Here is a 13,015-nt window from a genome sequence, read left to right on the forward strand (position 1 = left end):
GGAACGGGTGGTGAGTCGAGACTTCTGTCGGGAAAAGCGTCTGCTGACTCCCCGACACTTCAAGGCAGTCTTTGACTCCCCCTCCGGCAAAGTTCCAGGTAAAAACGTTCTGCTTCTCGCACGTGACAACGGCCTTGATCACCCCCGTCTGGGTCTGGTGATTGGCAAGAAGAGCGTCAAGCTCTCCGTTGAACGCAATCGCCTAAAACGCCAGATTCGTGAATCTTACCGATTGAACCAAGAGGTTCTGAACGGCTGGGATATTGTGATTGTGGCGCGCAAAGGCCTAGGTGATCTGGATAACCCCGAGCTTGCTCAGCAATTCGGCAAACTCTGGAAACGCCTGGCGCGCAGCAAGTCTCGTTCTGAGAACAATGCCGAAACTGGGGTAGTCGACAGTCCCCATGCGTAAACTGGCCCTCGCCTCGATCCGGTTTTACCGCTACGCCATCAGTCCATTGATGGCCAGCCACTGTCGCTTCTACCCCAGTTGTTCTTGCTACGCGTATGAAGCCATTGAACAACATGGTTTCATGCACGGCAGCTGGCTGGCGGCACGCCGGCTAGGTCGCTGTCACCCGTGGAACCCCGGTGGTTATGATCCGGTTCCGCTTGCTGAACATCCCCGTCCCTCTTCGTTGGCCGAGTAATCATGAAAATTCATCGCTCGATCCCGATCGTCGCCCTGGCAATCGTGTCCTACCTGATGGTTCTTCAGTGGAACGAGGACTACGGCCAGGCTGAACTGCCAGCGCCGGTTGCCACGATCACTGCTACTTCAGACCTGCCCGAAACGTCGACGCCTGCAGCGGTCAGCGATGACGTGCCAACCGCAGCCAGCACCACTGGCGATGCAGTCAGCAACACCGTTGCTGCAGTCAGCGACAAGCTGATTCGGGTGCAGACCGATGTGTTTGATCTGGCGATTGATCCGCTAGGCGGCGATATCGTGCAGCTCAAGCTGCCGTTGTTTCCGCGTCGGCAGGATCGTCCTGATGTGCCTTTCCAGTTGTTCAACAACGACGCCAACCAGTTGTACCTGGCTCAGAGTGGCCTGACCGGCAGCAACGGTCCGGATGCGCGTGCCAATGGCCGGCCGCTGTATAGCGCCAGCCAGAGCAGCTACAAGCTGGCAGATGGTCAGGACGAACTGGTGGTTGAGCTGACGTTCAGTGAAGCCGGGGTTAATTACGTCAAGCGCTTCAGCTTCAAGCGTGGCATCTACGATCTGGCGGTGAGCTATCGCATTGATAACCAGAGCAGCCAGCCCTGGAGCGGTAACCTGTTTGCCCAGCTGAAGCGTGATGCCAGTGCCGACCCGTCGTCGAGCACCGCCACCGGTTCCGCCACCTACCTGGGTGCAGCCTTGTGGACTGCGGAAAAGCCTTACACCAAGGTTTCCATGTCCGACATGGACAGCGGCCCGCTGAAGGAAAACGTCCAAGGCGGTTGGGTAGCCTGGTTGCAACACTACTTCGTGACCGCCTGGATTCCGGCGAAAGACACCACCAACACCGTACAAACCCGTAAAGACAGCCAGGGTAACTACATCATTGGTTTCACTGGCCCGGCCCTGAATGTGCCTGCCGGTGCCAGTGCTGAAACCAGCGCCACCTTGTATGCCGGTCCAAAAACCCAGAAAAACCTGTTGGCTCTGTCACCTGGTCTGGACCTAACCATCGACTACGGCATGCTGTGGTTTATCGCCCAGCCGATTTTCTGGTTGCTGGAACATATCCACAACCTGCTGGGCAACTGGGGTTGGTCGATCATCTGCCTGACCATCGTGATCAAGCTGGCGTTCTTCCCCTTGTCGGCAGCCAGCTACAAGTCGATGGCGCGTATGCGTGCTGTAGCGCCGAAACTGGCTGCGCTGAAAGAGCAATTCGGCGATGACCGGCAGAAAATGTCTCAGGCCATGATGGAGCTGTACAAGAAAGAGAAGATCAACCCGCTCGGCGGCTGCCTGCCGATTCTGGTGCAGATGCCTGTATTCCTCGCGCTCTACTGGGTGTTGCTGGAAAGCGTCGAGATGCGCCAAGCGCCGTGGATGTTCTGGATCACTGACCTGTCGATCAAAGACCCGTTCTTCCTGCTGCCGATCATCATGGGCGCCACCATGTTTATCCAAATGCAGTTGAACCCAACGCCGCCGGATCCGATGCAAGCCAAGGTGATGAAGTTGATGCCAATCATCTTCACCTTCTTCTTCCTCTGGTTCCCTGCTGGTCTGGTGCTGTACTGGGTGGTCAACAACGTACTGTCGATTGCTCAGCAGTGGTACATCACTCGCAAGATCGAAGCCGCAGCAGCGCACAAGGCTTAACGCTTTCGCTCAGCTAAGGTAAACAAGACGCCCCCTCGTGGGGCGTCTTGCTGTCTGCCCTTTATTCAGGAACAACCGCCATGCTCGTAAACCCAGACACCATTGCTGCCGTTGCCACCGCTCAGGGTCGTGGCGGGGTGGGTATCGTGCGGGTCTCCGGGCCGCTAGCGCAGCACATCGCGTTGGCCATCAGCGGTCGCCAATTGCAGCCACGCTATGCCCACTACGGACCGTTTCAGGGTGCTGAAGGTGATGTGCTGGACCAGGGCTTGGCGCTGTATTTCCCCGGCCCGCATTCTTTTACTGGCGAAGACGTACTGGAACTGCAGGGCCACGGCGGACCTGTAGTGCTGGATTTGCTCCTACGTCGTTGCGTCCAGCTGGGCGCCCGTTTGGCGCGGCCTGGAGAATTCAGCGAGCGCGCCTTCCTCAATGACAAGCTTGATCTGGCCCAGGCCGAAGCCATAGCCGATCTGATTGAAGCGAGTTCCGAACAGGCCGCACGCAACGCCTTGCGTTCGCTGCAGGGCGAATTTTCTCGGCGCGTGCATGCGCTAACTGAACAGTTAATTGGATTGCGCATCTACGTCGAAGCCGCCATCGACTTTCCCGAAGAGGAAATCGACTTTCTCGCCGATGGCCATGTACTCGGCCTACTGGATGCCGTGCGCAGCGACCTCGCAGTGGTACTGCGTGAAGCAGGCCAAGGTTCACTGCTGCGTGATGGCATGACCGTAGTGATAGCCGGTCGACCCAATGCCGGTAAATCCAGCCTGCTAAATGCCTTGGCCGGACGTGAAGCGGCGATTGTCACCGACATCGCCGGCACCACCCGCGATGTGTTGCGCGAACACATTCTTATCGATGGCATGCCTTTGCACGTGGTGGACACGGCGGGCTTGCGGGCCACTGATGATCAAGTGGAAAAAATCGGCGTCGCCCGTGCCCTGCAGGCCATCAGTGAAGCTGACCGGGTATTGCTGGTGGTGGATGCCACCGCCCCTGAAGCGGCCGATCCTTTTGCCTTGTGGCCGGAGTTTCTGGAGCAACGCCCAGACGCCAGCAAGGTCACCTTGATTCGTAACAAGGCCGACCTCAGCCAAGAGAACGTTGGCCTGGAAGTCTGCAACGACGGCCATGTGACCATCAGCCTGTCGGCCAAATCCGCCGATGGCCTTGAGCTGCTGCGCGATCACCTGAAAGCCTGCATGGGCTACGAGCAGACGGCTGAAAGCAGTTTCAGTGCCCGTCGTCGCCACCTGGAAGCCCTGCGCCAGGCCAGCACGGCCTTGGAACACGGGCGTAGCCAGCTAACCCTGGCCGGAGCTGGTGAGCTGCTGGCCGAAGACTTGCGCCAAGCCCAGCAAGTGCTGGGGGAAATCACTGGAGCTTTCAGCTCCGATGACCTGCTCGGCCGCATCTTCTCCAGCTTCTGCATCGGCAAATAAGCCTGCACGCGGGTTGGATTGACGAACCTTTCGCCTCAACCCGCACTTCGTTCTTCTTACTGCTCAACTTGCCCATGCCAAAGGGCGGCTTTTGGCTGCCTGTTTTTCAGCCAATAAGCACGGGATGGCAAGAATAAGCCCTGTGGAAAACTGCCCCTAAGCCCAGTCCATAAGTAGGCCTGAAACCTGTTGGAAAACCCGCCTGTTGATAAGTGGCTGTTTCATCCACAGGCTTAAGCCAGTTATCCAAGGCCCCCAGAGCCGTATAACCACAGCCTTTTGCCAAGCTGAAAGCCTTATGAATAAAGGGCTACAGAGATCTATCCACAGAAAACAGGCTGTATAGAAATAAACATAAAAATAAAGCTTTATATAAATTCATTCTTTTTATTCTTTATAAGCCGATACTCGTGCCAAGTTTTTCAGGCTGGCTATTTTTTGTGCAGAAGGCTTCTTTCAGACCGGCGAAGACCCTATACTTGCCGGCTCTTCGCAGTACCCAGATTGAAGACCTCTCCATTTCTCAACAGGCACGAGGTGCGTGGTGGATTTCCCTTCCCGTTTTGATGTGATCGTGATCGGCGGCGGCCATGCCGGTACCGAAGCAGCACTTGCTGCTGCCCGCATGGGGGTAAAAACCCTGTTGCTGACGCACAACGTCGAAACACTTGGGCAAATGAGCTGCAACCCAGCCATCGGCGGGATCGGCAAAAGCCATCTGGTCAAGGAAATCGACGCCCTTGGCGGTGCCATGGCGACTGCAACCGACCTCGGCGGCATCCAGTTCCGTGTGCTCAATAGCCGTAAAGGTCCAGCGGTGCGTGCCACTCGGGCCCAGGCCGATCGCGTGCTGTACAAAGCCGCCGTACGCGAGATTCTGGAAAACCAGGCCAATCTGTGGATATTTCAGCAAGCCTGCGATGACCTGATTGTCGAGAATGACCAGGTCAAAGGCGTCGTCACCCAGATGGGGCTGCGTTTTCATGCAGAGTCAGTGGTGTTGACCACCGGCACTTTCCTCGGTGGACTTATCCACATCGGTCTGCAGAACTATTCTGGCGGCCGCGCGGGCGATCCGCCTTCGATTGCCCTCGCTCAGCGTCTACGCGAATTGCCTCTGCGGGTTGGACGGCTGAAAACCGGCACTCCGCCGCGCATTGATGGGCGTTCGGTGGATTTCTCGTTGATGACCGAACAGCCGGGCGATACGCCGATCCCGCTGATGTCGTTCCTCGGTCGCCAAGAGCAGCATCCGCGTCAGGTCAGTTGCTGGATTACCCACACCAACGCCCGTACGCACGAAATCATTGCCGCCAACCTGGATCGTTCGCCGATGTATTCGGGCGTGATCGAAGGTGTCGGCCCGCGTTACTGCCCGTCGATCGAAGACAAGATTCATCGTTTTGCCGACAAGGACAGCCATCAGGTGTTCATTGAGCCGGAAGGCTTGACCACCCATGAGCTGTATCCGAACGGCATTTCCACCTCGCTGCCATTCGACGTGCAATTGCAGATTGTGCGCAGTATCCGCGGCATGGAAAACGCCCACATCGTTCGCCCTGGCTATGCCATCGAGTACGACTACTTCGACCCACGCGACCTGAAATACAGCCTGGAAACCAAGGTGATTGGTGGTCTGTTCTTCGCTGGGCAGATCAACGGCACAACCGGTTACGAAGAAGCCGGCGCCCAAGGTTTGCTCGCCGGTGCCAACGCTGCCTTGCGCGCACAAGGCAAAGACAGCTGGTGCCCACGTCGCGACGAGGCCTATATCGGCGTGCTGGTGGATGATCTGATTACCCTGGGCACCCAGGAACCGTACCGCATGTTTACCTCGCGGGCCGAATACCGACTGATTTTGCGCGAAGACAACGCAGACCTGCGCCTGACGGAAAAAGGCCGCGAACTGGGTCTGGTTGATGACGCCCGCTGGGCGGCTTTTGGTGCCAAGCGTGAAGCCATCGCACTGGAAGAACAGCGCTTGAAAAGCACCTGGGTACGCCCTGGTACTGCTGAAGGCGAAGCTATCGCCAGCCGCTTTGGTACGCCGCTGACGCACGAGTACAACTTGCTCAACCTGCTGACCCGTCCGGAAATTGATTACGCCGGCTTGCGTGAAGTCACAGGCAGCCCGGAAGTGGATGCTCAGGTGGCTGAGCAAGTCGAAATCAAGGCCAAGTACGCTGGCTACATCGACCGCCAGCAGGATGAAATTGCCCGCCTGCGTGCCAGTGAAAATACTCAGCTGCCGGCCGATATCGATTACGCCACTATTTCCGGTCTGTCCAAGGAGATCCAGCACAAGCTTGGCCAGTCGCGGCCGCAGACCTTGGGTCAGGCTTCGCGTATTCCTGGGGTGACCCCAGCGGCGATTTCTCTGTTGCTGATCCATTTGAAAAAGCGCGGCGCTGGCCGGCAGCTGGAGCAAAGCGCCTGATGTCCTCGGTTACCGCACAACACGCAGCAGAGTTATCCCAGGGGGCCGAGCAGTTGGGCGTGAGCCTGAGCGAGACTCAGCACGCACAGCTTCTGGCCTATCTGGCTCTGCTGATCAAGTGGAACAAGGCCTTCAATCTGACGGCCGTGCGCAATCCAGACGAGATGGTCTCGCGCCATCTGCTCGACAGCCTCAGCGTCTTGCCCCACGTGGCCGCTGCTGGCGATAACTGGCTGGATGTCGGCAGCGGCGGCGGCATGCCGGGGATACCCTTGGCGATCATGTTCCCTGAGCGGCAGTTCACCCTGCTGGACTCCAATGGCAAAAAGACCCGCTTTCTGACCCAGGTCAAGCATGAGCTGAAGCTGGCTAATCTTGAAGTTATCCACAGCCGGGTGGAAGGCTTTACCCCTGAGCAGCCGTTCAGTGGCATTTGCTCAAGGGCCTTCAGTGCCTTGGAAGACTTTGCCAACTGGACCCGCCATCTTGGTGACGGGCAGACACAGTGGCTGGCGATGAAGGGGATTCATCCTGATGACGAGTTACAGGCTCTGCCGGAGGACTTCCAGCTGAGCGCCACCCACGTGTTGAAGGTTCCCGGTTGCCAAGGTCAGCGCCATCTGCTGATACTGCGTCGCTTGGTCTAGGGGGAACGGCAGCATGGCTAAAGTATTCGCAATCGCCAACCAGAAAGGCGGCGTGGGCAAGACCACCACCTGCATCAACTTGGCGGCGTCACTGGTTGCCACCAAGCGCCGTGTGCTGTTGATCGACCTCGATCCACAGGGCAACGCCACCATGGGCAGTGGCATCGACAAGCACGCCCTCGAGCACTCGATTTATGATGTGCTGATTGGCGAGAGCACGGTCGGCGAAGCCATGCAGTTCTCCGAGCATGGCGGTTATCAGCTGCTGCCGGCCAACCGCGATCTGACTGCGGCTGAAGTTGCGCTGCTGGAAATGAACATGAAGGAAAGCCGCCTGCGTAATGCACTGGCGCCGATCCGCGAGAATTACGACTACATCCTGATCGACTGCCCTCCCGCACTGAGCATGTTGACGGTCAACGCGCTCGTCGCGGCCGACGGGGTGATTATCCCCATGCAGTGCGAGTACTACGCGCTGGAAGGCTTGAGTGATCTGGTCAACAGCATCCAGCGCATCAGCCAGTTGTTCAATCCGAGCCTGAAAATCGAGGGGCTGCTGCGCACCATGTATGACCCGCGCATCAGCCTGACCAACGATGTTTCCGCACAGCTCAAACAGCATTTCAGCGACAAACTTTACGACGTGGTGATTCCGCGTAACGTGCGTCTGGCCGAGGCACCGAGTTTCGGCATGCCGGCATTGGTCTACGACAAGCAATCCCGAGGCGCTATCGCCTACCTGGCCCTGGCTGGCGAACTGGTTCGTCGCCAGCGGGTCAGCGCCAAACCCGCAACCGCTTAAGGAATTTGCATGGCCGTCAAAAAACGAGGTCTGGGACGCGGCTTGGATGCCCTGCTGGGGGGCACCAACGTCAATACCTTGGAAGAACAGGCACTGCAGGCCGACAAGAGCGAGTTGCAGTACCTGCCCCTGGACCTGATCCAGCGCGGCAAGTATCAGCCGCGCCGCGACATGGACCCCTCGGCGCTGGAAGAGTTGGCGCAATCGATCAAGGCCCAAGGCGTGATGCAGCCCATCGTGGTGCGGCCAATTGACGGCGGTCGTTTTGAGATCATTGCCGGTGAGCGCCGCTGGCGTGCCAGCCAGTTGGCCGGTCTGGATAAGCTGCCAGCGATGGTGCGCGAAGTACCCGACGAGGCCGCCATTGCCATGGCCTTGATCGAGAACATCCAGCGCGAAGACCTCAACCCGATCGAAGAAGCCGTCGCCTTGCAGCGACTGCAGCAGGAATTCCAGCTCACCCAGCAGCAAGTGGCTGAAGCGGTGGGTAAGTCGCGGGTCACCATCACCAACTTGTTGCGTCTGATCGCCTTGCCGGAAGAGATCAAGATTCTGCTTTCCCACGGTGATCTGGAAATGGGCCACGCCCGCGCGCTGCTCGGTTTACCGGCAGAGCGGCAGATTGAAGGTGCGCGACATGTTGTCGCACGCGGCTTCACGGTGCGCCAAACCGAAGCACTGGTACGCCAGTGGTTGAACAGCAAAGAGCAGCCGGCCGAGGTGGTAAAAGCCGATCCGGACATCAGCCGTCTGGAGCAGCGCCTGGCCGAGCGGCTGGGGGCTTCAGTGCAAATCAAGCATGGTCAGAAGGGCCGTGGGCAACTGGTGATCAAGTACAGTTCGCTGGATGAACTGCAGGGGGTCTTGGCGCACATACGCTGAAACATCCCGAGCCTGCGTAATTGGCGGTTAATCGCCATCTGGCGGTTGAATGAGGGGGGAAGCGCCCCTATACTCTGCGCGCATTTTGTCGGCACAAACTATGCCAGATTGTGAGCAGAGCGGCCGACACCAGAGGTGAGTGAGATGGATGTGCGTAGGTCGAATCGTCCAGCCTTCCATCGACTACCGGTGTTCCCGGTATTGCTGGCCCAGCTGGTTGTACTACTGTTAGCTGCTGCCGTGCTGTATGGCTGGCGTGGCCCAGTAGCGAGTTACTCGGGATTGTGCGGCGGTTTGATTGTTTGGCTGCCCAATCTGTATTTCGCCCACAAGGCGTTCCGCTTTAGCGGTGCGCGGGCAGCTCAAGCCATCGTGCGGTCTTTTTATGCCGGCGAGGCGGGCAAACTGATTCTAACGGCAGTGCTCTTCGCACTGACGTTTGCAGGGGTAAAACCATTGGATCCGCTGGCGGTATTTGGCGTGTTCATCCTGACCCAAGCGGTCAGCTGGTTTGCACCCGTGCTGATGAGACGACGACTTTCGAGACCTTAGAGCGTTTGAGGCAACCATGGCAGCAGAAACCGCTTCGGGCTATATCCAGCACCACTTGCAGAACCTGACCTTCGGTCGTCTGTCATCTGGCGACTGGGGCTTCGCCCACACCGCCGAACAGGCAAAAGAAATGGGCTTTTGGGCTTTCCACGTCGATACCCTCGGCTGGTCTGTCGCACTGGGTCTGATTTTTATCCTGATTTTCCGCATGGCCGCCCGCAAGGCGACTTCCGGTCAGCCAGGTGCCCTGCAAAACTTCGTTGAAGTGATGGTCGATTTCGTTGACGGCAGCGTCAAGGACACCTTCCATGCACGCAACCCACTGATCGCGCCGTTGGCCCTAACGATTTTCGTCTGGATCTTCCTGATGAACGCCGTCGACTTGGTGCCAGTGGATTGGATTCCTATGCTGGCTGTGATGGTCACTGGTAATGAGCACATCTTCTTCCGTGCCGTACCGACCACTGATCCAAACGCGACTCTGGGCATGGCCCTGTCGGTCTTTGCACTGATCATTTTCTACAGCATCAAGGTTAAAGGCATCGGTGGTTTCATCGGCGAATTGACCCTGCACCCGTTCAGCAGCAAGAACATGGTTGTGCAGATCATTCTGATCCCGGTGAACTTCCTGCTTGAGTTCGTGACCCTGGTGGCAAAGCCGATTTCTCTGGCTCTGCGACTGTTCGGCAACATGTATGCAGGCGAGCTGGTGTTTATCCTGATCGCCGTAATGTTCGGTAGCGGCTTGCTGCTGCTGAGCGGCCTGGGTGTAGCGTTGCAATGGGCGTGGGCGGTATTCCACATCCTGATCATCACCCTGCAAGCGTTCATCTTCATGATGCTGACCATCGTATATCTGGCCATGGCGCATGAAGATAACCATTAACAGCGCCTTGCACTGTTAATGACCTCTCCTTGGGAGAGGTGCCCGAAAGGGCGAAACCCCTTTTGCTTTACCGCTTTACTAAAACCTTAACCAATACGACGTAAAAAGTCGGGAGGAAAGATGGAAACTGTAGTTGGTCTAACCGCGATCGCCGTTGCACTGCTGATTGGCCTGGGTGCCCTGGGTACCGCCATTGGCTTTGGTTTGCTGGGTGGCAAGTTCCTGGAAGGCGCAGCGCGTCAGCCGGAAATGGTCCCAATGCTGCAAGTTAAAATGTTCATCGTTGCCGGTCTGCTCGACGCCGTAACCATGATCGGTGTGGGTATTGCTCTGTTCTTCACCTTCGCTAACCCGTTCCTGGCACAAGTAGCCCAGTAATTCTCGCTTTCGAGAATGACTGACAACGAACGAGCGAGGTGTTGGCGTGAACATTAATGCAACCCTGATTGGTCAGTCCGTTGCGTTCTTCATCTTTGTCATGTTCTGCATGAAGTATGTGTGGCCTCCGGTCATCACTGCCATGCGTGAACGTCAAAAGAAGATCGCTGATGGTCTTGACGCTGCCAGCCGAGCAGCTCGTGATCTGGAGTTGGCCCACGATAAAGTGGCCCAGCAACTGCGCGAAGCTAAAACTCAGGCAGCTGAAATCATTGAGCAGGCCAAGAAACGCGGTACTCAGATTGTTGACGAAGCCCGAGATCAGGCTCGCGTCGAAGCTGAACGTGTGAAGGCTCAGGCTCAGGCCGAGATCGAACAGGAACTGAACGGTATCAAAGATGCCTTGCGCGCCCAATTGGGTGGCTTGGCTGTCAGCGGTGCTGAGAAGATTCTGGGCGCTACTATCGACCAAAACGCGCATGCGGAGCTGGTTTCCAAACTGGCAGCCGAAATCTAAGCGAGGGCGATCATGGCAGAACTGACCACGTTGGCCCGACCTTACGCTAAAGCTGCTTTCGAGTACGCCCAAGCCCATCAGCAGCTGGCCAACTGGTCGGCAATGCTGGGCCTTGCTGCTGCGGTGTCGCAAGACGACACCATGCAGCGCGTGCTCAAAGCGCCGCGTCTGACGAGTACAGAAAAGGCCACCACCTTTGTTGAGGTGTGTGGTGACAAGTTCGACGCCCAGGCGCGTAACTTCCTTAGCATCGTTTCGGAAAACAACCGTATGGAGTTGTTGCCGGAAATCGCCGATATGTTCGAGCTGTACAAAGCCGAACAGGAAAAATCGGTGGATGTGGATGTTACCAGTGCGTTCGCGTTGAACGATGAACAGCAAGACAAACTCGCCAAGGTTCTCAGTGCACGGCTCGGCCGAGAAGTGCGTCTGCACGCCGCGGAGGATGCCAGCCTGATTGGTGGCGTCGTAATCCGCGCCGGCGACCTGGTTATCGATGGCTCAGTTCGCGGCAAACTCGCGAAACTAGCCGAAGCATTGAAATCTTGAGTTTGAAGGGGCAGCAGAGCAATGCAGCAACTCAATCCTTCCGAAATAAGTGAAATCATCAAGGGCCGCATCGAGAAACTCGATGTAGCCTCTCAAGCCCGTAACGAAGGCACAGTCGTCAGCGTATCTGACGGTATCGTGCGGATCTTCGGTCTCGCTGACGTTATGTACGGCGAAATGATCGAGTTCCCCGGTGGTGTCTACGGTATGGCGCTGAACCTGGAGCAAGACTCTGTAGGCGCCGTGGTATTGGGCAGCTACCAGACTCTGGCCGAAGGCATGAGCGCCAAGTGCACTGGTCGCGTACTCGAGGTTCCGGTTGGTCCGGAGCTGCTGGGTCGCGTAGTCGATGCCCTGGGTAACCCAGTTGACGGCAAAGGCCCGCTGAACAACGTCCTCACCGACGCTGTTGAGAAGGTTGCACCGGGCGTGATCTGGCGTAAGTCGGTTGATCAGCCGGTACAGACTGGCTACAAGTCGGTTGACGCCATGATCCCGGTTGGCCGTGGCCAGCGCGAGCTGATCATTGGTGACCGTCAGATCGGTAAAACCGCTCTGGCCATCGACGCCATCATCAACCAGAAAGACAGCGGCATTAAGTGCGTCTACGTAGCTATCGGTCAGAAGCAATCGACCATCGCTAACGTGGTGCGCAAGCTGGAAGAAAACGGTGCACTGGCTAACACCATCATCGTTGCTGCCAGCGCCTCCGAATCCGCTGCTCTGCAATACCTGGCACCGTACTCCGGTTGCACCATGGGCGAATATTTCCGCGACCGCGGTGAAGACGCGCTGATCGTTTATGACGATCTGTCCAAGCAAGCAGTGGCGTATCGCCAGATTTCCCTGCTGCTGCGCCGTCCACCAGGCCGTGAAGCCTACCCAGGCGACGTGTTCTATCTCCACAGCCGTCTGCTGGAGCGCGCATCCCGCGTTTCTGAAGAGTACGTTGAGAAGTTCACCAACGGCGCCGTGACTGGCAAGACCGGTTCTTTGACCGCTCTGCCAATCATCGAAACCCAGGCTGGCGACGTTTCCGCGTTCGTTCCGACCAACGTGATTTCCATCACCGACGGTCAGATCTTCCTGGAATCGGCCATGTTCAACTCCGGCATCCGTCCGGCAGTGAACGCTGGTGTGTCCGTATCCCGCGTAGGTGGTGCAGCGCAGACCAAGATCATCAAGAAACTGTCGGGTGGTATTCGTACCGCACTCGCCCAGTACCGTGAACTGGCAGCATTTGCCCAGTTCGCCTCGGACCTGGACGAAGCAACCCGTAAGCAACTTGAGCATGGTGAGCGCGTTACCGAGCTGATGAAGCAGAAGCAGTACGCGCCGATGTCCATCGCCGATATGTCGCTGTCTCTGTACGCTGCCGAACGTGGCTTCCTCCAGGACATCGAAATCGCCAAAGTGGGTAGCTTCGAGCAAGCCCTGATTGGCTATTTCAACCGTGATCACGCCGAGCTGATGGCGAAGATCAACGTGAAGGGTGACTTCAACGACGAAATCGACGCTGGCATCAAAGCCGGTATCGAGAAGTTCAAGGCCACCCAAACCTGGTAAGCCGCAGCGGGGGTCGAAAGGCCCC

The 13,015-nt window shown here is 57.4% G+C and carries 14 protein-coding genes; all 14 read left to right on the forward strand.

Going from position 1 to position 13,015, the window contains the following annotated elements:
- Nucleotides 1-7 precede the first annotated feature (7 nt).
- The 14 genes from rnpA to atpA all read left to right on the forward strand — a co-directional run bounded on the left by rnpA (nucleotide 8) and on the right by atpA (nucleotide 12,990).
- A complete protein-coding gene (gene rnpA, locus AC56DI_RS14645) occupies nucleotides 8-412 on the forward strand; it encodes a ribonuclease P protein component (RefSeq protein ID WP_496346821.1) in 405 nt (134 codons plus the stop codon).
- Nucleotides 405-650 carry a membrane protein insertion efficiency factor YidD gene (gene yidD / locus AC56DI_RS14650; protein WP_496346822.1) on the forward strand — a complete coding sequence of 82 codons (246 nt, stop codon included), beginning with the start codon at nucleotides 405-407 and terminating at the stop codon, nucleotides 648-650. Before rnpA ends, yidD begins: the two co-directional genes overlap by 8 nt.
- Nucleotides 651-652: 2 nt before the next feature.
- On the forward strand, nucleotides 653-2,326 hold the full coding sequence (yidC, locus tag AC56DI_RS14655) for a membrane protein insertase YidC (RefSeq protein ID WP_496346823.1): 1,674 nt from the start codon (nucleotides 653-655) through the stop codon (nucleotides 2,324-2,326).
- Nucleotides 2,327-2,406: 80 nt separating this feature from the next.
- Nucleotides 2,407-3,774 carry a tRNA uridine-5-carboxymethylaminomethyl(34) synthesis GTPase MnmE gene (mnmE, locus tag AC56DI_RS14660; protein WP_496346824.1) on the forward strand — a complete coding sequence of 456 codons (1,368 nt, stop codon included), beginning with the start codon at nucleotides 2,407-2,409 and terminating at the stop codon, nucleotides 3,772-3,774.
- 544 nt (nucleotides 3,775-4,318) lie between these two features.
- Entirely contained in the window at nucleotides 4,319-6,211 is a 1,893-nt protein-coding gene (mnmG, locus tag AC56DI_RS14665) for a tRNA uridine-5-carboxymethylaminomethyl(34) synthesis enzyme MnmG (RefSeq protein ID WP_496346825.1), read from the forward strand.
- A complete protein-coding gene (gene rsmG, locus AC56DI_RS14670; protein ID WP_496346826.1) occupies nucleotides 6,211-6,858 on the forward strand; it encodes a 16S rRNA (guanine(527)-N(7))-methyltransferase RsmG in 648 nt (215 codons plus the stop codon). The genes mnmG and rsmG overlap by 1 nt, the downstream gene beginning before the upstream one ends.
- 13 nt (nucleotides 6,859-6,871) lie before the next feature.
- Nucleotides 6,872-7,660, forward strand: coding sequence for a ParA family protein (locus AC56DI_RS14675; protein ID WP_324520942.1), 789 nt, complete (start codon nucleotides 6,872-6,874; stop codon nucleotides 7,658-7,660).
- 9 nt (nucleotides 7,661-7,669) lie between these two features.
- The gene (locus AC56DI_RS14680; RefSeq protein ID WP_496346827.1) at nucleotides 7,670-8,542 is read left to right on the forward strand and encodes a ParB/RepB/Spo0J family partition protein; all 873 of its coding nucleotides are present in this window, start codon (nucleotides 7,670-7,672) and stop codon (nucleotides 8,540-8,542) included.
- A 144-nt stretch (nucleotides 8,543-8,686) separates the two neighbouring features.
- Entirely contained in the window at nucleotides 8,687-9,094 is a 408-nt protein-coding gene (locus AC56DI_RS14685) for a F0F1 ATP synthase subunit I (protein WP_324520958.1), read from the forward strand.
- A 16-nt stretch (nucleotides 9,095-9,110) separates the two neighbouring features.
- Complete coding sequence (gene atpB / locus AC56DI_RS14690) at nucleotides 9,111-9,980, forward strand: F0F1 ATP synthase subunit A (RefSeq protein ID WP_496346828.1); 870 nt, start codon at nucleotides 9,111-9,113, stop codon at nucleotides 9,978-9,980.
- Nucleotides 9,981-10,100: 120 nt separating this feature from the next.
- Nucleotides 10,101-10,358: a F0F1 ATP synthase subunit C gene (atpE, locus tag AC56DI_RS14695; RefSeq protein WP_273815360.1), complete on the forward strand. Its 258-nt coding sequence runs from the start codon at nucleotides 10,101-10,103 to the stop codon at nucleotides 10,356-10,358.
- A 46-nt stretch (nucleotides 10,359-10,404) separates the two neighbouring features.
- Nucleotides 10,405-10,875, forward strand: coding sequence for a F0F1 ATP synthase subunit B (locus AC56DI_RS14700; protein WP_324520945.1), 471 nt, complete (start codon nucleotides 10,405-10,407; stop codon nucleotides 10,873-10,875).
- Between the two features lie 12 nt (nucleotides 10,876-10,887).
- Nucleotides 10,888-11,424 (forward strand): F0F1 ATP synthase subunit delta, encoded by a 537-nt coding sequence (locus AC56DI_RS14705; protein WP_324520946.1) that lies wholly within the window; start codon nucleotides 10,888-10,890, stop codon nucleotides 11,422-11,424.
- 21 nt (nucleotides 11,425-11,445) lie between these two features.
- Nucleotides 11,446-12,990, forward strand: coding sequence for a F0F1 ATP synthase subunit alpha (gene atpA, locus AC56DI_RS14710; RefSeq protein ID WP_324520947.1), 1,545 nt, complete (start codon nucleotides 11,446-11,448; stop codon nucleotides 12,988-12,990).
- Nucleotides 12,991-13,015 lie beyond the last annotated feature (25 nt).

Source organism: Pseudomonas sp. BGA-UO-ETr-WB11 (assembly GCF_059567785.1).